The 17,927-nt window shown below is 66.3% G+C and carries 21 protein-coding genes, 1 tRNA gene and 1 pseudogene; 21 read left to right on the top strand and 2 right to left on the bottom strand.

The window, feature by feature from the left end; translation table 11 throughout:
- Nucleotides 1–108 precede the first annotated feature (108 nt).
- Together J2852_RS00305 and J2852_RS00300 are read left to right on the top strand one after the other, a co-directional pair.
- The gene (locus tag J2852_RS00305; protein ID WP_209869206.1) at nt 109–333 is read left to right on the top strand and encodes a DUF6898 family protein; all 225 of its coding nucleotides are present in this window, start codon (nt 109–111) and stop codon (nt 331–333) included.
- Between the two features lie 252 nt (nt 334–585).
- Nucleotides 586–927: a hypothetical protein gene (locus tag J2852_RS00300; RefSeq protein WP_209869204.1), complete on the top strand. Its 342-nt coding sequence runs from the start codon at nt 586–588 to the stop codon at nt 925–927.
- Between the two features lie 122 nt (nt 928–1,049).
- Here the strand turns inward: J2852_RS00300 and J2852_RS00295 are convergent, their stop codons facing one another.
- The gene (locus tag J2852_RS00295; protein WP_209869201.1) at nt 1,050–1,493 is read right to left on the bottom strand and encodes a Ros/MucR family transcriptional regulator; all 444 of its coding nucleotides are present in this window, start codon (nt 1,491–1,493) and stop codon (nt 1,050–1,052) included.
- A 477-nt stretch (nt 1,494–1,970) separates the two neighbouring features.
- Here J2852_RS00295 and rpiB point away from each other — a divergent pair, with 477 nt between their 5' ends.
- The 11 genes and pseudogenes from rpiB to J2852_RS00240 all read left to right on the top strand — a co-directional run bounded on the left by rpiB (nt 1,971) and on the right by J2852_RS00240 (nt 12,170).
- Nucleotides 1,971–2,408, top strand: a complete 438-nt coding sequence (gene rpiB / locus J2852_RS00290) for a ribose 5-phosphate isomerase B (RefSeq protein ID WP_209869198.1) — start codon at nt 1,971–1,973, stop codon at nt 2,406–2,408.
- A gap of 70 nt (nt 2,409–2,478) precedes the next feature.
- Nucleotides 2,479–3,789: a serine hydroxymethyltransferase gene (gene glyA, locus J2852_RS00285; protein ID WP_209869195.1), complete on the top strand. Its 1,311-nt coding sequence runs from the start codon at nt 2,479–2,481 to the stop codon at nt 3,787–3,789.
- Nucleotides 3,790–3,836: 47 nt separating this feature from the next.
- Nucleotides 3,837–4,301: a transcriptional regulator NrdR gene (gene nrdR / locus J2852_RS00280; protein WP_209869192.1), complete on the top strand. Its 465-nt coding sequence runs from the start codon at nt 3,837–3,839 to the stop codon at nt 4,299–4,301.
- A gap of 19 nt (nt 4,302–4,320) precedes the next feature.
- Complete coding sequence (gene ribD, locus J2852_RS00275; protein ID WP_425514339.1) at nt 4,321–5,463, top strand: bifunctional diaminohydroxyphosphoribosylaminopyrimidine deaminase/5-amino-6-(5-phosphoribosylamino)uracil reductase RibD; 1,143 nt, start codon at nt 4,321–4,323, stop codon at nt 5,461–5,463.
- Between the two features lie 95 nt (nt 5,464–5,558).
- A complete protein-coding gene (locus J2852_RS00270) occupies nt 5,559–6,146 on the top strand; it encodes a riboflavin synthase (RefSeq protein ID WP_209869190.1) in 588 nt (195 codons plus the stop codon).
- Nucleotides 6,143–7,270, top strand: coding sequence for a 3,4-dihydroxy-2-butanone-4-phosphate synthase (gene ribB / locus J2852_RS00265; RefSeq protein WP_209869187.1), 1,128 nt, complete (start codon nt 6,143–6,145; stop codon nt 7,268–7,270). The genes J2852_RS00270 and ribB overlap by 4 nt, the downstream gene beginning before the upstream one ends.
- Before the next feature lie 23 nt (nt 7,271–7,293).
- Nucleotides 7,294–7,767, top strand: a pseudogene (locus J2852_RS00260) (6,7-dimethyl-8-ribityllumazine synthase); the annotation flags it as partial.
- Between the two features lie 32 nt (nt 7,768–7,799).
- Complete coding sequence (nusB, locus tag J2852_RS00255; RefSeq protein ID WP_209869181.1) at nt 7,800–8,354, top strand: transcription antitermination factor NusB; 555 nt, start codon at nt 7,800–7,802, stop codon at nt 8,352–8,354.
- Nucleotides 8,335–9,339 (top strand): thiamine-phosphate kinase, encoded by a 1,005-nt coding sequence (gene thiL, locus J2852_RS00250; protein WP_343206638.1) that lies wholly within the window; start codon nt 8,335–8,337, stop codon nt 9,337–9,339. Before nusB ends, thiL begins: the two co-directional genes overlap by 20 nt.
- A gap of 76 nt (nt 9,340–9,415) precedes the next feature.
- Nucleotides 9,416–9,874 carry a hypothetical protein gene (locus tag J2852_RS00245; protein WP_209869175.1) on the top strand — a complete coding sequence of 153 codons (459 nt, stop codon included), beginning with the start codon at nt 9,416–9,418 and terminating at the stop codon, nt 9,872–9,874.
- Nucleotides 9,875–10,067: 193 nt separating this feature from the next.
- The gene (locus tag J2852_RS00240; RefSeq protein ID WP_209869173.1) at nt 10,068–12,170 is read left to right on the top strand and encodes a sodium-translocating pyrophosphatase; all 2,103 of its coding nucleotides are present in this window, start codon (nt 10,068–10,070) and stop codon (nt 12,168–12,170) included.
- A gap of 68 nt (nt 12,171–12,238) precedes the next feature.
- Here the strand turns inward: J2852_RS00240 and J2852_RS00235 are convergent, their stop codons facing one another.
- Nucleotides 12,239–12,706, bottom strand: coding sequence for an outer membrane protein assembly factor BamE (locus J2852_RS00235; RefSeq protein ID WP_209869170.1), 468 nt, complete (start codon nt 12,704–12,706; stop codon nt 12,239–12,241).
- A gap of 127 nt (nt 12,707–12,833) precedes the next feature.
- On the opposite strand from J2852_RS00235, the gene J2852_RS00230 reads away from it, so the two are divergent.
- The 8 genes from J2852_RS00230 to J2852_RS00195 all read left to right on the top strand — a co-directional run bounded on the left by J2852_RS00230 (nt 12,834) and on the right by J2852_RS00195 (nt 17,600).
- Nucleotides 12,834–13,385, top strand: a complete 552-nt coding sequence (locus tag J2852_RS00230; protein WP_343206637.1) for a ubiquinol-cytochrome C chaperone family protein — start codon at nt 12,834–12,836, stop codon at nt 13,383–13,385.
- 100 nt (nt 13,386–13,485) lie between these two features.
- Entirely contained in the window at nt 13,486–14,061 is a 576-nt protein-coding gene (locus J2852_RS00225; protein ID WP_209869165.1) for a YceD family protein, read from the top strand.
- A gap of 105 nt (nt 14,062–14,166) precedes the next feature.
- Complete coding sequence (gene rpmF, locus J2852_RS00220) at nt 14,167–14,352, top strand: 50S ribosomal protein L32 (RefSeq protein ID WP_209869163.1); 186 nt, start codon at nt 14,167–14,169, stop codon at nt 14,350–14,352.
- Nucleotides 14,353–14,401: 49 nt separating this feature from the next.
- Complete coding sequence (gene plsX / locus J2852_RS00215) at nt 14,402–15,454, top strand: phosphate acyltransferase PlsX (protein ID WP_209869160.1); 1,053 nt, start codon at nt 14,402–14,404, stop codon at nt 15,452–15,454.
- 2 nt (nt 15,455–15,456) lie between these two features.
- The gene (locus tag J2852_RS00210) at nt 15,457–16,428 is read left to right on the top strand and encodes a beta-ketoacyl-ACP synthase III (RefSeq protein ID WP_209869158.1); all 972 of its coding nucleotides are present in this window, start codon (nt 15,457–15,459) and stop codon (nt 16,426–16,428) included.
- 139 nt (nt 16,429–16,567) lie between these two features.
- A complete protein-coding gene (locus J2852_RS00205) occupies nt 16,568–16,900 on the top strand; it encodes an integration host factor subunit alpha (protein WP_209869156.1) in 333 nt (110 codons plus the stop codon).
- Nucleotides 16,901–16,941: 41 nt separating this feature from the next.
- Nucleotides 16,942–17,430: a MerR family transcriptional regulator gene (locus J2852_RS00200; RefSeq protein ID WP_209869154.1), complete on the top strand. Its 489-nt coding sequence runs from the start codon at nt 16,942–16,944 to the stop codon at nt 17,428–17,430.
- A gap of 93 nt (nt 17,431–17,523) precedes the next feature.
- Nucleotides 17,524–17,600 (top strand) — tRNA-Pro (locus tag J2852_RS00195).
- Nucleotides 17,601–17,927: the final 327 nt, after the last annotated feature.

The raw sequence follows: 17,927 nt of genomic DNA, 5'->3' as shown, positions 1-17,927 counted from the left end.
GTGCGCGAACCAACAGGGCGTTGCGTGTCGGGTTCCGAACCTTGGCCGGCGTGCTAAAGTATAGGAACGGGTTGTCCATTCGTGGGCGTTGCAGGACCGGAGAGCAGTATGTCTGGGAAAGATGCGGCTGGAAACGGCGGAGGCGAAATCCTGTTCGAGTTCCAGCGGGTCGGCAGTTACCTGAAGGTCATGGCCATCGACGGCGTTACCGGGGAGGAAGTGTCGGTGGCGGGTCCGGCCTCCGGCAGTCTGGAACTGCTGAAGCGGACGGCTGTCAACAAGCTGCGCTTCGTGCAGAAGCGGGCTGCTGAAAAGAAGAACCCTCAACGCTGACCCTTCATAAGGAACGCGCCCACCGGCGGGACCGGGGGCGCGATTCTAGTCTTGGCTTCTGCTGATGGTGAGCACTGACATCCCGGTGCCGGACCTGCGGGGCCGGTCCTAGGGCGAACTGCTCAAGTTCCGACTGTAGACCTATGAACCGCGAAGGGCACTGGTGCATCCGGTGTAACGCCTGTAGAAACGCCATCGACGAACGAACGAACGGGCCGCGGCCTGTAAGATCTGTCCGGAGGGAGACAACACATGCGTTGCGCAACTTTTGCGCGGACGATCGCGGCGACGATCACGGTCACCATGGCGGTATCGGGAGCCGTGTCGGCGGTGCTGACGGTGGGGGCGCAGGCACAGGCGGCCACCATTTCAAGTTGCATCAAGCCCGGGATTCCTGTCTGCATGGACGACAGCACGACCTTCGTCAGCGCGGACAAGATGGCCGCTTGCCAGTTCGAGGTGAAGGAATACGTCGACAGGACGATGGATTTCCTGAAGTGCCTCAATGAAGAGAACGCAAGCACCGGGCAGGAACTGACCCGCAACGTGGAGCGCTTCAACTGCCGCCTGTCGGGCGGCCGGACTTGCGGCTGAGATCGCCGCTCTATTTTCGCAGGATCCCAAAACGCAAACGGGCCGGTCCATGAGGGGCCGGCCCGTGCCGTATCAGGCCCGTGTCATATCGGGCCCACGCGATATCAGGCAATGCGTAAGGCTCAGCCGGCCTTGCGGCGGGTCTGCCGGCCGGAGCTGCGGCCCAGGCCGATTCGCTTGGCGAACTCCGAACGCTGGGCCGCGTAGTTCGGCGCAACCATCGGGTAATCCGGCGGCAGGCCCCAACGGACACGGTATTCGTCCGGCGACATGTTGTAGGTGGAGCGCAGATGCCGCTTCAGCATCTTCAGCTTCTTACCGTCTTCCAGGCACACGATGTACTCAGGCGTCACCGACTTGCGGATCGGCACGGCGGGCTTCAGCGGTTCGGCCGGAGTTTCCCGCGGCTGCGTGTTCAGACCGGTCAGCGACGAGTAGACCGTGTTGATCACCTCGGGAATCTGCTGAGCCGGCAAAACGTTCTTGCTGACGTAGGCGGAGACGATGTCCGCGGTCATCCGCAGCAGCGCGTTATCGGGCACATCGGCGCGAAGCTGGTCACTCATTGCCTGTTGTCCTGGTTTTTCATTTAGAACCCGGCAACCAAGTTGCATACCGTGATTTGGGTGTCAATATAATTTCCGCAAGAGAGAAGTAAGTTATTTGAATGGTGCAGAACTTCCAAGGGGTGGGTAAATCAGTTAACGCTTAAAACGCCTTGCCTTTCGCCGCTCTGTCCGGCCAATAGGCGCCGTCTAGTGGGGCGCAGTTGTGGAGAACCAGCGGACTTGGTCCCGGCAATTGCCCGACTCGTATGCCATCACGAATCGGCGAGGGCGCTTACTCCGACTTTCGTACCGGTAAGCCGGGAAGTTCGGGGCGATTTGTTCGCGCCATACAATGATATGCGCATGAGTTCGGCGCATCGGCGCTGTGCGTTGTGTCGTTCTGGCGAATCGCATCGATATCTGGTAGTTTGCGTCGCGTGCCGCCGCTCCGACCGGGCTGGCGCCGCTTTTCTTCGTGCACGGAGTTCCAGTTTCATGACCGCCCGCATCATCGCGCTCGCGTCCGACCATGCCGGTTACGAGCTGAAGGCCCAGATCGGGGCGCAGCTTTCGGCGGCCGGGTTCGAGGTCCTCGACCTCGGCTGCAACGGCCCTCAGTCGGTGGACTATCCGGATTTCGCCGCCGCCATGGCCGAAGCCATCACCGGCGGCAAGGCGGAGCGCGGCGTCTTGATCTGCGGCAGCGGCATCGGTATCAGCATCGCGGCGAACCGGCACGCCGGCGTTCGCGCGGCCCTGGTGCATGACGTGACCACCGCCCGTCTGGCGCGGGAACACAACGACGCCAACGTGGTGGCGCTGGGCGCCCGCATCGTCGGGCCGGAGATCGCCAAGGACTGCGTCACCGTGTTCCTGAACACCGCCTTCGAAGGCGGCGAGCGACACAGCCGCCGCATCGTCAAGATGGGCTGACGCGAAAACTGGTTTTTATTTGGCCCGGCCGGCCCGAACGCGACTGCTAGATATAAGGAACCTGCTCTCCATGACCGTGACCAACGCTGATCCCCGCGCCGAGATCGGCCGCTTCTTCGCCGCCTCGCTCGCCGAGACGGACCCCGAACTCGCCCGCGCGGTGCGCGACGAGCTGGTCCGCCAGCAGGAGCAGATCGAGCTGATCGCGTCAGAGAACATCGTCTCCCAGGCGGTGCTGGAGGCGCAGGGCTCGGTGCTGACCAACAAGTATGCCGAGGGCTATCCGGGCAAGCGCTACTACGGCGGCTGCGAGTACGTGGACGTGGCGGAAAACCTCGCCATCGAGCGCGCCTGCAAGCTGTTCGGCTGCAGCTTCGCCAACGTCCAGCCGAACTCCGGCTCCCAGGCCAACCAGGCGGTGGTTCTCGCGCTGCTCCAGCCCGGCGACTGCATCCTCGGCATGTCGCTGGCGGCCGGGGGCCACCTGACCCACGGTGCGGCCCCGAACATGTCGGGCAAGTGGTTCAAGGCCGTGCAGTACGGCGTGCGCAAGGACGACCACCTGATCGACTTCGACGAGGTCGAGCGTCTGGCCCGCGAGCACAAGCCGAAGCTGATCATCGCCGGCGGCTCCGCCTATCCGCGCGTCCTCGACTATGAGCGCTTCCGCGCCATCGCGGACGAGGTCGGCGCCTATCTGATGGTGGACATCGCCCACTATGCCGGCCTGATCGCCGGCGGCGTCTACCCGAACCCGTTCCCCTACGCCGACGTGGTCACCACCACCACCCACAAGACCCTGCGCGGCCCGCGCGGCGGCATGGTGCTGACCAACAAGGAAGAGATCGCCAAGAAGATCAATTCGGCCATCTTCCCCGGCCTGCAGGGCGGCCCGCTGATGCACGTCATCGCCGCCAAGGCGGTGGCCTTCGCCGAGGCGCTGCGTCCGGAGTTCAAGGTCTATGCGCAGAGCGTCCTGGACAACGCCCGCGCCCTGTCGAAGGTGCTGATCGACGGCGGCCTGGACATCGTGTCGGGCGGCACGGACAGCCACATCGTTCTGGTGGACCTGCGTCCGAAGAACCTGACCGGCAAGGCTGCCGAGGCGAGCCTGGAGCACGCCGGCATGACCTGCAACAAGAACGGCGTGCCGTTCGACCCGCAGAAGCCGACCATTACCTCCGGCGTCCGCCTGGGCAGCCCGGCGGCGACGACCCGCGGTTTCGGCGTGGCGGAGTTCGAGCAGGTCGGCCGCATGATCGTCGAGACGCTGGACGGTCTGGCCGCCAGCAACTCCGGCGACAACACCGCCGTCGAGGCGAAGGTGCGGGAGCAGGTGCGCGACCTGTGCCGCCGCTTCCCGATCTATCCGACGCTGTAATATTGACGCTGTAAGCAAGCAATAAGACCAAGGGAGAAAGGCCGGACATGCGCTGCCCGTTCTGCGGACACGAGGACACCCAGGTCAAGGACTCGCGACCGACCGAGGATAATTCGGCGATCCGCAGGCGGCGCTTCTGCCCCAGCTGCAGCGCCCGCTTCACCACCTTCGAGCGCGTGCAGCTGCGCGAGCTGACCGTAGTGAAGAGCAACGGGCAGCGCGAGCCGTTCGACCGTGAAAAGCTCCTGCGCTCCATGCGCATCGCGCTGCGCAAGCGCCCGATCGACGCCGACCGCATCGACCGGGTGGTGAACAGCCTGGTGCGCCAGCTGGAGTCGTCGGGCGAGAGCGAAATCCCGTCGAAGCAGATCGGCGAGATGATCATGCAGGCGCTCCAGACCCTGGATCAGGTCGCCTACATCCGCTACGCCTCGGTCTACAAGGACTTCCGCGAAGCTTCCGACTTCAACGAGTTCGTCGAACAGCTCGCGCCCGAAGCCCAGCACGGCTGACCGGCGCGGGCGGAAGGGAATGCCCGTGCCGAGTCATCCAGCCGTTGAAGGGGCCGCCGTTCAAGCGGACGACCTGCGTTACATGCGCGCCGCGCTGGCCCTGGCCGCGCGGGGCCTCGGCAACACATGGCCGAACCCGGCGGTAGGGTGCGTCCTTGTGAAGGATGGCGCGGTGGTCGGGCGCGGCTGGACCCAGCCGGGCGGCCGCCCCCACGCCGAGACCGAAGCTCTGGCCCGCGCCGGAGCCTCGGCGCACGGCGCCACCGCCTACGTCACCCTGGAACCCTGCAACCACCACGGCAAGACTCCGCCCTGCAGCGAGGCGCTGGTCGCGGCCGGCGTCGCGCGGGTGGTCGTCGCCTGTGGAGACCCCGACCCGCGGGTGGCCGGCGGTGGTCTGGAGCGCCTGCGCGCGGCCGGGATCGCGGTCGTCACCGGCGTCTGCGAAGCGGAGGCCTGGGCGCTCAACGAAGGCTTCTTCCGGCGCATCCAGGACCACCGGCCGCTCTACACGCTGAAGGCCGCGACGACGCTGGACGGGCGCATCGCCACGCACAGCGGCGTATCGCAATGGATCACCGGGCCGACGGCACGCGCCTGGGGGCACCGGCTGCGCGCCAGCCATGACGCGATCATGGTGGGCATCCGCACCGCGCTCACCGACGATCCGGAACTGACCTGCCGGCTGCCCGGCTTGACCCATCATTCGCCGGTGCGCATCGTCGTGGACAGCCGTCTGCGCCTGCCGCTGACCGGGCGCCTTGCCGCCACCGCGCGCGCCGTGCCGACCTGGATCGTCACCCGCGAGGACGCCGACGCCGCGCGGCTGGAGGCTTTCACCGACTGCGGCGTCGAGGTGATCCGCGTGACGGCGGATTCGGCCGGCTTGCCGGACCTTGGCGAGGCCAGCGCGGTGCTCGCCCGCCGGGGTTTGACCCGCGTGCTGGTGGAGGGGGGCGCGACGTTGGCCGCCTCTCTGCTGCGGGCCGGGCTGGCCGACCGGCTGGAGTGGTTCCGGGCGTCCTCGGTCATGGGCGGCGACGGCCTTCCCGCCGTGCACGGCTTCGGGGTGGACGCGCTTGATCAAATGGCCCGCTTCACGCGCGTGTCCGTGCGGCAGGCGGGAGAGGATTTGGTCGAGAGTTATGTGAAGCGGAGATAACGGAGGTGGGGATCGGTACGCGCAACAGTCCGTTGCGCGCCACGCCGTGCGGATGAGCCTTTCCCCCGGTGCAAAACCTGCTAAATTCCCGCGCCATGTTCACCGGAATTATTACCGACGTCGGGCGCGTGCGAGCCGTGGAGCGGCAGGGCGACACCCGGTTCACCATCGAAACCGTCTTCGACATGGAGACGGTGCCGATCGGCGCGTCCATCGCCAACAACGGCGTCTGCCTGACCGTGGTCGAAAAGGGACCCGGCTGGTTTGCCGTGCAGGCCTCGGCGGAGACGCTGTCGAAGACCACGCTCGGCGGCTGGGCCGAGGGAACGCGCGTCAATCTGGAGCGCGCCCTGAAGGTCGGCGACGAGCTGGGTGGGCACATCGTCTCCGGCCATGTGGACGGCGTGGCGACGGTGGTGGACGTGCGGCCGGATGGCGAGTCGAAGCGCTACACCTTCGAAGCGCCGGCCAACCTCGCCAAGTACATCGCGTCGAAGGGCTCGGTCGCGCTGGACGGCGTGTCACTGACGGTGAACGAGGTCGAGGGCGCGCGGTTCGGCGTGAACATCATCCCGCACACCCAGATCGCCACGACTTTCGGCGACCTGAAGCCGGGTGACCGGATCAATTTGGAAATCGATATGCTCGCGCGGTATGTGGCGCGGCTGGCAGGCCAGGAATGACGTCCGAATTTCACGACTATCTGTCCCGCCCCGAAGAGATCATCGAAGAGGCGCGCCAAGGCCGGATGTTCATCCTCGTCGATGACGAGGACCGGGAGAACGAAGGCGATCTGGTCATCCCCGCGCAGTGCGCGACGCCGGAAGCCATCAACTTCATGGCCAAGTACGGGCGCGGCCTGATCTGCCTTGCCATGGACCATGAGCGGATCGAGCGCCTGCGCCTGCCGCTGATGGCTCAGCAGAACGGCACCCGCCACCAGACCGCCTTCACCGTCTCCATCGAGGCGCGCGAGGGCGTGACGACGGGCATTTCGGCCGCCGACCGCGCACGCACCATCCAGGTCGCCATCGACCCGAAGACCAGCCCGGACGACATCGTCACGCCGGGCCACGTCTTCCCGCTGCTGGCCCGCGACGGCGGCGTTCTGGTCCGCGCCGGCCACACCGAGGCGTCGGTGGACATCGCCCGCATGGCCGGCAAGACCCCGGCCGGCGTGATCTGCGAGATCATGAACGACGACGGCACCATGGCCCGCCTGCCGGATCTGGTGAAGTTCGCGCAGTTCCACGGGCTGAAGGTGGGCACCATCGCCGACCTGATCGCCTACCGCCGCCGCACCGAGACCATCGTCGAGCAGAAGCTGGCCGCCTCGCTGGACAGCCGCTTCGGTGGGCGCTTCCAGATGTACGTGTACGTCAACAAGGTGGCGTACGCCGAGCACATCGCTCTGGTGCGCGGCGACATCTCCGGCGACGAGCCGGTGCTGGTGCGCATGCACGCGCTGTCGGTGCTCGACGACGTGCTGGGCGACAAGGGGGCTGCGCGCGAAGGCGAACTGCAGGCCTCCATGGAACTGATCGCCAAGGAAGGGCGTGGCGTCGTCGTCCTGCTGCGCGAACCGCAGGCGACCGGCCTCTCTGCGACGCTGACGGCGCGGCTGGAGGGCAAGGGCAGTTCGGTCCCGGCTCTACGTGATTACGGTGTCGGCGCGCAAATCCTGCTGGACCTTGGCGTGCGGAACATGGTTCTGCTGTCGAACCGCGTGAAGAACATCATCGGGTTGGAAGGCTACGGTCTGACCGTGGTCGGCCATCGCCCGATTCCGCTTCCCGACGCGCAGTAAGCCCAACGCGCCACGTCAATGAGCGACGCCACATGACCGACAAGCCTCACATCATGATCGTGGAAGCGCGCTTCTACGAGGACATTGCCGAGGAACTGGTCCGTGGCGCCATCGCCGAGATCGAGAAGGACGGCGCCACCTACCATCGCGTGGCGGTGCCGGGCTGTCTGGAAATCCCGGCGGCGATCCTGTACGCCCTGCGTTCCATGGACTTCTTCACGGCGCGCAAGCGCTTTGACGGCTATGTGGCGCTGGGCTGCGTGATCCGTGGCGAGACGACGCATTATGACATCGTCTGCAACGAGAGCGCGCGCGGTCTTCAGGACCTCGCGCTCCGTTACGCGCTGGCCGTGGGCAACGGCATCCTGACCGTGGAAAACCGCGAGCAGGCCTGGGCCCGCGCCTCGACCGGCGCCAGGAACAAGGGTGGGTTCGCGGCGCGCGCCTGCCTTGACATGATTGAACTCAAGCGCCAATTCCGCCTCTATCCGCGGTGATCCCGCGAGCTTTCCCGGACAGTATGAGCAACATGAGCAACGACGACGCGGCTGGCCGCGCGAAACCCAAGCGCGGTTCCCGGAACAAGACCGGTGGTGGTTCGGCCAAGGCCCGGCGCAAGGCGGCACGGCTTGCCGCCGTCCAGGCCCTGTACCAGATCGACCTGACCGGTACCGGTGTCGAGACCGTGGTCGGCGAATTCGTCAAGCATCGCCTGGGCGAGGAAATCGACGGCGCCAAGTTCGTCGCCGCCGACCCGCAGCTGTTTTCCGACATCGTGCGCGGTGCGGCCCATCGGCGCGAGGAGGTGGACGGCATGCTGTCTGCCGCGCTGGAGCCGCGCTTCTCCGTGGACCGGCTGGAGCTTCTGCTGCGCGCCATTCTTCGCGCCGGCGCCTATGAGATGTTCGTCCACAACGACGTTCACCCGCGCATCCTCATCAGCGAGTATGTGGACGTGGCCCATGCCTTCTTCGCCGGGCGCGAGCCGGGCATGGTGAACGGCGTGCTGGACCATGTCGCGCGTGCCCTGCGGCCGGACGAGCTGTCGCAGCCGGACCCGTCGCGTGACCAGCCCCAGGGATAACAAGCCCCTCGGCGAATTCGGCCGCATCGACCGCTATTTCAAACCGCTGGCGGCCGGCTTTCCCGGCGCCCGTGGCTTGGCGGACGACGCGGCCGTGTTCGGCGTTCCGGCGGATAAGGAGTTGGTCGTCACCACCGACGCCATGGTGGCCGGCGTCCATTTCTTCCCCGACGATCCCCCCGGCGACATCGCCGCCAAGCTTCTGCGCGTGAATCTCTCCGACCTCGCCGCCATGGGGGCGGAGCCGCACGCCTACACGCTGGTCACCTCCCTGCCCAAGGACGTGGGGGAGGACTGGCTGGCCGCCTTCGCGGCTGGATTGGGCTCGGATCAGGAACGGTTCGGTTTCGGGCTGGCGGGGGGCGACTCGGTGTCCACCACCGGGCCGATCACGCTGTCCGTAACCGCCTTCGGACTGGTGCCGAAGGGCAGGGCGCTGCCGCGCTGGGGCGGGCAGGTCGGTGACCGCCTGTTCGTGACCGGCAGCGTCGGCGACGCCGCGCTGGGCCTTCAGGTGGCCTTCGGGCGGTTGGAGGTCGCGGATCCGGCTGTTCGCACCGTTCTGCTGGGTCGCCTGCGCCGCCCGGATCCGCGCACGGGCGTGGGGCCTCGGCTGGTCGGGCTGGCGACGGGATGCCTGGATGTGTCGGACGGGCTGGTCGCCGATCTCGGTCATCTGTGCGAGGAATCAGGCTGCGCGGCCATGTTCGAAGCCACAAGAGTGCCCCTGTCCGACGCCGCGCGCGCGGTGGTCGGGAACGACCCTGCGCGACTCGCTTTGGTGCTGACCGGTGGCGACGATTACGAACTACTGTTCAGCGCGCCGGAAGAGGCGCGACCGGCGTTGCGCGCCCTCTCCGAGGATACGGGCGTGCCGATTACCGAAATCGGCCGGCTGGTCGAAGGGAAGGCGGGGGTCGTAAAGGTGCTCGACTCGGACGGCCAGTCAATGGCCCTCCCGGCGCGCGGCTGGGAACACTTCTGAGTCGCGTTCCATTTAACGCAATCGAAAGCAGCACGGGCGCAGGGTCGTCGCGCTGTCACTCTGGGGACGTGGGCGCGTGGTCAAGGCCATCATAGTGCTCGTGCTCGGCATCGCGTTGCTGGGCGGTGCCGGCTACGGCGGGTGGATGCTCTACAACATCTACTTGGTGCCGCACGAGGGCGAGGAACCGAAAAAGGAAGAACCGCCGCCGAAGGTGCCGACCTCCTTCGTGCGCATGCACCCGCTCGTCATTCCGATGATCGGACCCAGGAAGGTCGAGCAGTTCGTCTCCATCGTTGTGACGCTGGAAGTGGTCGCCGAAAAGGCGCCCATGGTGCAAGCGCACCAGCCGAAGATGGTCGATGCCTTCTTTACCACCCTGTACGGCGCTGTTGACGACAAGTCGGTCATGACCGGTAACTTGGTCAATATCCCTGCCGTAAAAGAAAAGCTGGGAGAAGCGGCCGCCAAGGTCGTTGGTGCCGGAGTGGTGCAAAACGTTCTTATTCAAGTGGTTACGCAACGCAATCTGTAACCCTTCTGGAATCTGGACTATCCGAAAGTCAGATCTATGACCGGCCAATTCGCCGCGCCTTCTTGGACGTGGCGGCTGTTGCATTGCGCCTGCCGCTTCGGCATGCTTTTTCCCGAATAATTGGTTCGTCTACCCCCTTCGACTGTACGAGCGGCGGCAAAGGCGGGCTGAGGACATAAGGTTGGGGGAACAGATGGCAGCAGCGTTCATCGTCATCATTGCCAGCGGCCTTCTTGCCCTGGCGTATGGGTACTACGCCGGCAGACAGGTCATGGCCGCCTCGGCCGGCTCCGACCGCATGCAGGAGATCGCCGCGGCCGTGCAGGAAGGCGCGCGCGCCTACCTGAACCGCCAGTACACGACCATCGCCATTGCCGGCGTGGTGCTTCTGATCATCCTCGGAGGGTTTCTCGGTCTACATGTGGCCTTTGGCTTCCTGATCGGCTCGATCCTTTCGGGCGTGGCCGGCTATGTGGGGATGAACGTCTCGGTCCGCGCCAACGTGCGCACCGCGCAGGCGGCGACCCAAGGGCTGGCGCCGGCGCTGGACATCGCCTTCAAGGCGGGCGCCATCACCGGCATGCTGGTGGTCGGGCTGGGGCTGCTGGGTGTGGGGGGCTACTACGCCATCCTGACCATGGTCTACAAGGTGACCGACCCGGTGCAGGTCCGCTGGGTGCTGGAGGCGTTGGTCGCGCTGAGCTTCGGCGCGTCGCTGATCTCCATCTTCGCGCGCCTGGGCGGCGGCATCTTCACCAAGGGTGCCGACGTCGGCGCCGACCTCGTCGGCAAGGTGGAGGCCGGCATCCCGGAGGACGACCCGCGCAACCCCGCCGTGATCGCCGACAATGTGGGCGACAACGTCGGCGACTGCGCCGGCATGGCCGCCGACCTGTTCGAGACCTACGCCGTCACCATCGTCGCGACCATGCTGTTGGCGGCGATTTTCTTTTCGGGCGAAATCGTTCGCCTTCTGCTGGTCTATCCGCTGGTGATCGGCGCGGTGTGCATCGCGGCCTCGGTCGCTGGCACCTTCTTCGTGAAGCTCGGATCCAACAACAACATCATGAACGCCCTCTACAAGGGGTTGGGCGCCACCGCCGGCATTTCGCTGGTGCTGATTCTGATCGTCACCGCCATCATGTTCGGCTTCACGCGGGCCATCCCGATGAATGACGGTGGCTACGTGACGGGCCTGAACCTGTTTGTGTCGTCGTTGGTCGGGCTCGGCGTGACCGGCCTGCTGGTGTGGATCACCGAGTACTACACTTCGACCGTCTTCCGCCCGGTGCGCAGCGTCGCCCGCGCCTCGGAAACCGGCCACGGCACCAACGTCATCCAGGGCCTCGCCGTGTCGATGGAATCGACGGCCTTGCCGGTTCTGGTGATCTGCGTCGGCATCATCATCGCTTATGGGCAGGCGGGCGTGTTCGGCATCGGCATCGCCGCGACGACCATGCTGGCGCTGGCCGGCATGGTGGTGGCGCTGGACGCCTACGGTCCGGTGACCGACAACGCCGGCGGCATCGCCGAAATGTCGGAGATGCCCAAGGACATCCGCGTCACGACCGACGCGCTGGACGCCGTCGGCAACACCACCAAGGCGGTGACCAAGGGCTACGCCATCGGCTCGGCCGGCCTGGCCGCGCTGGTGCTGTTCGCCGCCTACGTCCAGGACCTGAAGCACTACTTCCCGAACGTGAACGTCGAGTTCAAGCTGGACGACCCCTATGTGGTGGTCGGCCTGCTGATCGGCGGTCTGCTGCCCTACCTGTTCGGCGCCATGGGCATGACCGCGGTCGGTCGCGCCGCCGGCTCGGTGGTGGTCGAGGTGCGGCGCCAGTTCCGCGAGATCCAGGGCATCATGGAAGGCACCGCCAAGCCGGACTATGGCCGCGCGGTGGACATGCTGACCCGCGCCGCGATCAAGGAGATGGTGATCCCGTCGCTGCTGCCGGTGCTGGCGCCGGTGGTGCTGTACGTCATCATCGCCGCCATCGCCGGTCAGGCCCAGGCCTTCGCCGCGCTGGGGGCGATGCTGCTGGGTACCATCGTGACCGGCATTTTCGTCGCCATTTCCATGACCTCGGGCGGCGGGGCCTGGGACAACGCCAAGAAGTACATCGAGGAAGGCAACCACGGCGGCAAGGGCTCTGACGCGCACAAGGCGGCGGTGACCGGAGACACCGTTGGCGACCCGTACAAGGACACCGCCGGCCCGGCGGTGAACCCGATGATCAAGATCACCAACATCGTGGCAATCCTGCTGCTGGCGATCCTGGCCCAGCTGAGCTGACGGGAAAAGCCCGCCAAAACGAGAAAGCCCCGCGCGAGCGGGGCTTTTTCTTTGGGAAGCGACGGCGATTACCGTCCGGGACCGCTGCCCTTGGTGTCCTTGGCGGAGAAGCGGCCGACGTTGCCGAGCATCTGTTCGATGAAGCCCAATTCGCGGCCGGCGGTCGGGGTGGTGCGGTCCACCATCTCGATGTCCTGGCCGTTGCTCTCGTCGAGCTGCTTGATCTCCTTCACCACGCCGGCTTCGTCGAAATGGACGATGACCACGCGGCGCTCCACCACGTCCGGCTGGAAGAAGGCGACCTTTTCCGTCTTCTGGCCGATGTAGTACCAGACGTTCGGGTCGAAGGTGCCGGCGGAGGTCGGCGTGCCGAGGATCGCGGCCACGTCCTCGCGCCGGGTCTGGCCGGCCTTCACCTCGGCGAGACGGTCGGGATCCGCCAAATTGCCGCGCGTCGCCACGACGGGCGAGCAGGCGGACACCGCAAGACCCAGAAAGGCGATGGCGCACAGCGTCGAAGGAATCGATCTCGTCATGGTGCTCAGGCTATGATGGCATGGACGGGCAGCGGCAGTGTTGTGTTGCCGCGCTGAGCCCACAATGCCGGGACAATCGCACCCTGCGGTTTGTCCTGTCAACGAAACTCCGAGCGAGAGAGAAACCGTGCTCGACCGCCTGTTCCGGCGCCGCCGCGAAGCGCGCGCCGCCGCCGAATTCTTCGCAAAGATCGTGGATCAGGCCCGCCAGCCGGGCTTCTACCGTGACCTTGGCGTTCCCGACACGTTGGATGGCCGCTTCGACATGGTGGCGCTGCACGTCTTTCTGGTGATGCGACGCCTGAAGGGGCAGGGGGCAGCGGCGGCCGAGCGTTCCCGCGCGCTCTATGAAACGATGATCGACAATTTCGAGAAGTCGCTGATGGAAATGGGTGTTGGCGACACCGGGATCAGCCGCCGCATCAAAACCATCGCGCGCGCCATGGCCGGCCGCATCCAGGTCTACGACGCGGCCCTGGCGGACGACGACGACCGGCCGCTGGAGGTGGCGCTGGACAACAACGTCTACGGCACGGTGACGGAGGTCGATCCGGCCTGGCTCGCCGCCATGGTCGCCTACGTCCGGCGCGAGGCCGCCGCGCTGGAGGCGCAGCCGCTGGAGTCGCTGCTGGCCGGCGAGGTCCACTTCGGTGAGCCGCCTGCAGCGCACGCGGAGTAGCTCTTGCGCGTCGGGACTTGCCTTTCGGCCCAGCCGGTTTCATGTGTCATGCAGGACGCGCCCGCACAAGAACGGGCGCTTTGATAAGGGATTGCCAGACATGCACCACACCGCGGAACCCGCACCGGAGTTCTCGCGCATCGTCCGCGCCGACGCCGTTCATCGCGCCGACGTGGTCGAGACCATCGAGGCGACGGAGGCCGAGCGCAAGGCCCTGGCCGAGCGATTCGAGCTGGAAGCCATCGACCGGCTGGTCGCCACGGTTCGCCTGCGCTCCGTGCGCGGCGGTCAGATGGTCCGCGTCGCCGGGGAACTGGAGGCCGACGTGGTGCAGACCTGCGTCGTGACGCTCGACCCGGTGCCCGCCCACGTGACGGAAAGCTTCGGCGCGCTGTTCGCCCCGGAGTCGATGATTCCCAAGGAGGAGGATGAGATCGAAATCGATCCGAACATCTCCGAGGAGGACATTCCGGAGCCCATGACCAATGGGCGCGTCGACATCGGCGAATTGACCGCCCAGCATTTGTCGCTGGCGCTCGACCCCTATCCGCATGCAGAAGGCGTGGAGTTCGCCGGCTACGGCGACGCCGGCGAGGATGAGGACGACGGCGGCGTGGTCGAGCCGGAGAAGCCGAACCCTTTCGCCGCGCTGGAACGTTTGAAGCGTCCGAATTAGCGCCTGAACGGGCTTGCTCTTCGAGGGCAATTGCCTTAATGAATGCCGCTCGCGTCAGGCGGCCCCCCTTCGGGCCGCCTTTTACAATGAAGAGAGTTCACGGCTATGGCTGTTCCGAAGAAGAAGACCTCCAAGTCGCGTCGCAACATGCGTCGTTCGCACCACGCTCTGCCGACCTCGGCGTTCAACGAGTGCCCGAGCTGCGGCGAGCTGAAGCGCCCGCACCACGTCTGCGGTTCTTGCGGTCAGTACGACCAGCGCGAAGTGGTTCAGAGCGCTCCGGCAGCCTGATGGCGGTCCGGCCGGCCGCCACCCGTTCTAGCCAGGGAGCCTATCCGCGGTGAGCCAGCGCCTGACCATTGCCCTTGATGCCATGGGCGGCGACCATGCACCCGACATGGTGGTAGCCGGGGCGGACATCGCCCGCGAGCGCCACCCCGGTGTGCATTACCTTCTGTATGGGGACGCCGCCCGCATCGAGCCGCTGCTGGCCCAACGGCCGGCCTTGAAGGCGGTGGCCGAGGTGCGTCACACCCCGGACGCGGTGGCCGGCGATGCCAAGCCGTCCGTCGCCCTGCGCGCGGGGCGCCAGTCGAGCATGCGGCTCGCCATCGACGCGGTCGCCGACGGACAGGCCGCGTGCGTGGTGTCCGCCGGCAACACCGGCGCGCTGATGGCCATGGCGAAGTTCGTGCTGAAAACGCTGCCGGGCATTGACCGGCCGGCGATCGCATCGTTCTTCCCGACCCTGCGCGGGGAGAGCGTCATGCTCGACCTCGGCGCGAACACGGAATGTCAGCCCGAGAATCTCGTGCAGTTCGCCGTCATGGGCGCGATCTTCGCGCGCACTGTGCTGGGCCTGCCCGAGCCGACCATCGGCGTGCTGAACATCGGTTCGGAAGAGGTGAAGGGCAATGAGGTGGTGCGCAACGCCGCCGCGCGCCTGCGCGAGATGCCGCTGCCCGGCCGTTTCCACGGCTTCGTCGAGGGCAACGACATCGCCGGCGGCACGGTGGACGTGATTGTTACCGACGGTTTCACCGGCAATGTCGCGCTGAAGACCGCCGAGGGCACGGCCAAGCTCTACACCGAGTTCCTGCGCCGCACCTTCGAGTCGTCCTGGACGGCGCGGCTCGGCTACCTGCTGGCGCGCGGGGCGTTCAAGCGGTTGAAGCAGCGCACCGATCCGCGCCGCTACAACGGCGCGATGTTCCTGGGTTTGCGCGGCGTCTGCGTGAAGAGCCACGGCGGCACCGACGCGGTCGGTTTCGCCAACGCCATCGGCGTGGCCTTCAATCTGGCGGCGAACGGTTTCAACGACCGGATCAAGGAAGAGGTCCAGCGCCTCGGCGACTCCAAACCCCTTCCCGATACCAAGGCGGCGGCGGTCTGATTATGGCGAAGCGTTCCCGGATCCTCGGCTGCGGTTCCTACCTGCCGGCCAACGTCGTGACCAACCGCGACCTGGAACAGCGGGTGGACACCAGCGACGAGTGGATCGTCCAGCGCACAGGCATCAAGTCGCGCCACATCGCGGCCGAGGGGGAAATGACTTCCGACCTCGCCGTCGCGGCGGCGGTCCGCGCGCTGGAGCATGCCGGGGTGGATGCCGGGAGCATCGACTGCATCGTCCTCGCCACCACGACTCCGGACAACACCTTCCCGGCCACCGCCACGAAGGTTCAGGCGGCGCTGGGCACCAAGGGCTTCGCGCTCGACATCCAGGCGGTCTGCGCCGGCTTCGTCTACGCGCTGTCCATTGCCGACAACTTCATCCGCGCCGGGCAGGCGACCCGCGCCCTGGTGATCGGCGCCGAGACCTTCTCGCGCCTGCTGGACTGGAACGACCGCACCACCTGCGTGCTGTTCGGCGACGGGGCCGGCGCGGTGGTTCTGGACGGTTATGAGGGGGCGGGTACCTCCAACGATCGGGGCCTGCTGTCTACGCACCTGCATTCGGACGGCGCCCATTACGATCTGCTCTATGTGGATGGCGGCCCGTCAAGCACCGGCATGACCGGGCATGTGCGGATGCATGGCCAGGACATCTTCCGTCACGCCGTCAGCAAGCTGTCGGCCGTGGTGGAAGAGGCGCTGACCGCCAACGGGTTGGAGCCCTCGGCGGTCGATTGGCTGGTCCCGCACCAGGCCAACCAGCGAATCATCGACGGCATCGCCCGCAAGCTGAAACTGTCGAGCGACAAGGTGGTGCTGACGGTGGACCGTCACGGCAACACTTCGGCCGCCTCGATCCCGCTGGCGCTGTGCGAAGCGGTGCATGACGGGCGAATCAAGCGCGGTGACCTGATCCTGATGGAGGCCATCGGCGGCGGGCTGTCTTGGGGTTCCGCCCTGGTTCGCTGGTGACGGAGCACGGTAGCGGGCAAGTTCTCTGTTAAGCTGCGTTTGTCACGGCCGTCTCAACGACGCGTTCCAAGCTTTTGAATTGACGGGGTTCTTCGGCCGGATTACGGTTTTTCCCCTGTGGTTGCGGGGGAGGCGAACCATGTCCCAGAACACCGTCACGCGTGCACAGCTCAGCGAAGCCGTCTACCAAGAAGTCGGCCTGTCACGCAACGAATCCGCCGATCTGGTCGAAAGCGTGTTGGATGAGATCTCCGACGCGCTGGCGCGCGGCGAGATGGTCAAGATTTCATCCTTCGGCAGTTTTCAGGTCCGCCAGAAGGGCCAGCGCGTCGGCCGCAACCCCAAGACAGGCGAAGAGGTTCCGATTCTGCCGCGCCGGGTCCTGGTGTTCCGCGCCAGCCACGTCCTGAAGAACCGAATCAACGAGGTTCTCAGCGCCGCTGAAACGGCCCGCGTCAAGGCGGTGTCCTGATTTCCGCCCTTAATTTCCGCAAGGCATAAGGTTTCCCAGGTATGAGAACGCACGGCTCCGTGAAATCGGCGACGGCGTTCCGCACCATCAGCGAGGTTTCGACCGAACTGGACGTTCCGCAGCATGTGTTGCGGTTCTGGGAAACCAAGTTCCCGCAGATCCGCCCGCTGAAACGCGGCGGCGGGCGGCGCTATTACCGCCCGGAGGATGTCGAGCTTCTGCGGCGAATCCAAAGCCTGCTCCATCGCGAAGGCTACACCATCAAGGGCGTCCAGCGTCTCCTGAAGGAAGGGCGGGCAGATGCCCCCGATGCCGATGGAAGCCTGGATACCGCCGGGGAGGCGATGGAAGTCGCCGAGCCGGACCCGGACGACGAGTCCCACATGGAGAATGCGATCGCTGAGCCCTCGGTCCTTCCGGAGGCGCTCCGCCGCGAGGTTGTCTTGGTGCTGGACGAACTGAAGGCGTTGCGTCGGCTGCTTGGTGGACCGGGCGGAACCGCGGGAAACCGGGGAAATCCGCCAATTTGATTTTGTTGAAAAAATTCGAACGGGAGCTGTTGCGTCGGCCGCAGGTCGCGGCTATAGTCCCGCTCCCTTCCGGAACAAGGGCGGTCCGCTTGACGGAGCGTAGCGCAGCCTGGTAGCGCATCAGACTGGGGGTCTGGGGGTCGCAGGTTCGAATCCTGTCGCTCCGACCAGTTCCGGAAACGGAAGAGAAGCCTGGAAGTCCTTGGACTTTCAGGCTTTTTTCGTTCCGGGCGAGGCGCGTTCCGGTGGCTCGCCCGGCGCCGCCGGGGATCGGCCCGGAGGCTCAGCAATCACCCAGCAATCAGCCGGCGAGGGAATGATGGGCGGCTCCGGCACGGTGTGCCGGACCGGGCTCTACGGGCCAGAGGCCCGCCGAGCCGCGCCTTCGCGCGTCTCGGCCCTGCGGGTGACGATCCCTGCCGCGGAAAGCGGCGGGCCTGCGGCCCCGGTCGTCCGGAGCGGCGGCGGGCCGGGCGCCCGCGCCGCTCCCTAAATCG

The organism is Azospirillum soli (genome assembly GCF_017876165.1).
Lineage (GTDB): Bacteria > Pseudomonadota > Alphaproteobacteria > Azospirillales > Azospirillaceae > Azospirillum > Azospirillum soli.
This window is presented reverse-complemented; position numbering and strand designations above follow the sequence as displayed.

What these genes read in the sequence shown, in the direction of transcription:
- ribB (WP_209869187.1), top strand. Translation starts at nt 6,143, where the DNA reads ATGACGTCCGAATTTCACGACTATCTGTCCCGCCCCGAAGAGATCATC.
- rpiB (WP_209869198.1), top strand. Translation starts at nt 1,971, where the DNA reads ATGACCGCCCGCATCATCGCGCTCGCGTCCGACCATGCCGGTTACGAG.
- J2852_RS00200 (WP_209869154.1), top strand. Translation starts at nt 16,942, where the DNA reads ATGAGAACGCACGGCTCCGTGAAATCGGCGACGGCGTTCCGCACCATC.
- J2852_RS00210 (WP_209869158.1), top strand. Translation starts at nt 15,457, where the DNA reads ATGGCGAAGCGTTCCCGGATCCTCGGCTGCGGTTCCTACCTGCCGGCC.
- J2852_RS00205 (WP_209869156.1), top strand. Translation starts at nt 16,568, where the DNA reads ATGTCCCAGAACACCGTCACGCGTGCACAGCTCAGCGAAGCCGTCTAC.
- J2852_RS00235 (WP_209869170.1), bottom strand. Translation starts at nt 12,706, where the DNA reads ATGACGAGATCGATTCCTTCGACGCTGTGCGCCATCGCCTTTCTGGGT.
- ribD (WP_425514339.1), top strand. Translation starts at nt 4,321, where the DNA reads ATGCCCGTGCCGAGTCATCCAGCCGTTGAAGGGGCCGCCGTTCAAGCG.
- J2852_RS00270 (WP_209869190.1), top strand. Translation starts at nt 5,559, where the DNA reads ATGTTCACCGGAATTATTACCGACGTCGGGCGCGTGCGAGCCGTGGAG.
- J2852_RS00305 (WP_209869206.1), top strand. Translation starts at nt 109, where the DNA reads ATGTCTGGGAAAGATGCGGCTGGAAACGGCGGAGGCGAAATCCTGTTC.
- J2852_RS00295 (WP_209869201.1), bottom strand. Translation starts at nt 1,493, where the DNA reads ATGAGTGACCAGCTTCGCGCCGATGTGCCCGATAACGCGCTGCTGCGG.
- glyA (WP_209869195.1), top strand. Translation starts at nt 2,479, where the DNA reads ATGACCGTGACCAACGCTGATCCCCGCGCCGAGATCGGCCGCTTCTTC.
- J2852_RS00240 (WP_209869173.1), top strand. Translation starts at nt 10,068, where the DNA reads ATGGCAGCAGCGTTCATCGTCATCATTGCCAGCGGCCTTCTTGCCCTG.
- J2852_RS00225 (WP_209869165.1), top strand. Translation starts at nt 13,486, where the DNA reads ATGCACCACACCGCGGAACCCGCACCGGAGTTCTCGCGCATCGTCCGC.
- nrdR (WP_209869192.1), top strand. Translation starts at nt 3,837, where the DNA reads ATGCGCTGCCCGTTCTGCGGACACGAGGACACCCAGGTCAAGGACTCG.
- rpmF (WP_209869163.1), top strand. Translation starts at nt 14,167, where the DNA reads ATGGCTGTTCCGAAGAAGAAGACCTCCAAGTCGCGTCGCAACATGCGT.
- nusB (WP_209869181.1), top strand. Translation starts at nt 7,800, where the DNA reads ATGAGCAACGACGACGCGGCTGGCCGCGCGAAACCCAAGCGCGGTTCC.
- J2852_RS00300 (WP_209869204.1), top strand. Translation starts at nt 586, where the DNA reads ATGCGTTGCGCAACTTTTGCGCGGACGATCGCGGCGACGATCACGGTC.